1 protein-coding gene is annotated in these 1,501 nt (G+C 75.5%); it reads left to right on the top strand.

The annotated features are described in order from the left end of the window. Window positions 1–158: 158 nt before the first annotated feature. Window positions 159–1,469: an MFS transporter gene (locus tag ACOV8S_RS30820; protein WP_448321782.1), complete on the top strand. Its 1,311-nt coding sequence runs from the start codon at window positions 159–161 to the stop codon at window positions 1,467–1,469. Window positions 1,470–1,501 lie beyond the last annotated feature (32 nt).

Below are 1,501 nucleotides of genomic sequence, written 5' to 3'. Positions count from 1 at the left end.
GGCCCCGCCTCGTGCCCGTACCACTGCCTCGCCGGGTCTCCGCACCCGTTCCCGCCGCGTGCCCGCAATCCGCACTCCCGCGCTCCCCGCCCTCGCTCCCCTCTCGTCCCGCACTCGCTCCAGTCCTCCGACCCGACAGCCCACAGGAAGCCGGACCCATGACGACCACCTCCGACACCCCGCCCCGAGTCGACTGGCCCCGCATCAGCAGCCTGGTCGCAGGCCAGGCCGCCGTGCAGGGCGGAAGCTACGCCCTGCTCATCGCCATGAGCTGGACCGCCGTCCAGCTCGGCGGATCCGGAGCGGTCACCCTGGTGACCCTGGCCGCCACCCTGCCCCGCGTCCTCACCCTCCTCTTCGGAGGCGCCCTCACCGACGTCCTGGGCCCGCGCGCCCTCCTGCTTCCCGCCACCGGCGCCCGCGTCGCCGTCCTGGCCGTCGGCGCCCTGGTCACCGTGACCACGGACACGCTGTGGCCCCTGGTCGCCATCGCCCTCGTCGAAGGCACCCTCCTCGGGCTGACCGGCTCCGCCTCCGGCGTCCTGCTGCCCCGCCTCGCCCCGGAGGACCAGCTCGGCCGCGCCAACTCCCTGTTCTCGATGGTGGTGCGCCTCGCCCCGATCGCCGGAACCCCCCTCGGCGCCTGGCTGGTCACCGTCGGCGAGCTGCCCGCAGCGATGACGGTCGCCGCGGTGTGCTGTGCCATCTGGCTGCTGTGCGCCGCCCACGTCACGCACGGCATGCCCAGGCCCGAACCCGTCCCCGACGGCCCCTCCCTGCTGCGCCGTTCCGGCGACGGCTTCCGCCTCCTGGCCTCCCACCCGCGGCTGCGCTGGATGTTCATCGCCTGCTTCTGCATCGACGTCGCCTTCCTGTGGCCCGCCGAGGTCGGCCTCCCCATGCGGGCCCACTCGGAGGGCTGGGGCGTCGGAGCCGTCGCCCTGGTCCTGTCCGCCTTCAGCGCCGGCGCCCTGGCCTCCGCCGCCGTCGGCGCGGCCCTGGCCCATCGCATCCCCGCGCTCGCGAAGCTCGTGGTGACCGGCTTCGGTCTCGCCGGCGGCATGGCCGCCATGGCTCTCGTCCCGTCGCCCGCCGTCCTGGCCGGCACCGCCTGCGCCGTCGGCCTCTGCTCCGGCCTCAACGGCCCCGCCCTGGTGACCGCCTACCAGCAGGCCGTTCCGCAGGGCCGCATGGGCGTCGCGATGTCCACCTTCACCCTCTCCGGCATCGGCGCCGCGCCCTTGTCCCTGGCCCTGTTCTCCGCCGTCTCCACCCAGCTCGGGCCGACCCGGACGTGGCTGGTCTGCGCCGGCCTCGTCGCCCTCTCCCCGATCGCCGCCGCCCTCGCCTTCCGCAGCCCCGTCACGCCCGCCGAGGCGCCGGCCGAGGCACCCGCCAAGGCGCCCGTCGAGGCGCCCCGCTCCGACCGCACCCGCACCGCACCGGAGCCCACCGTCACTTCCGTGTGAGGCAGACATGTCCCTCCTTGACCACCCCGTGC

It is taken from the genome of Streptomyces sp. CO7, assembly GCF_053474865.1.
The sequence above is the reverse complement of the archived record's forward strand: the minus strand, read 5'-3'. Positions and strand labels throughout refer to the sequence as shown.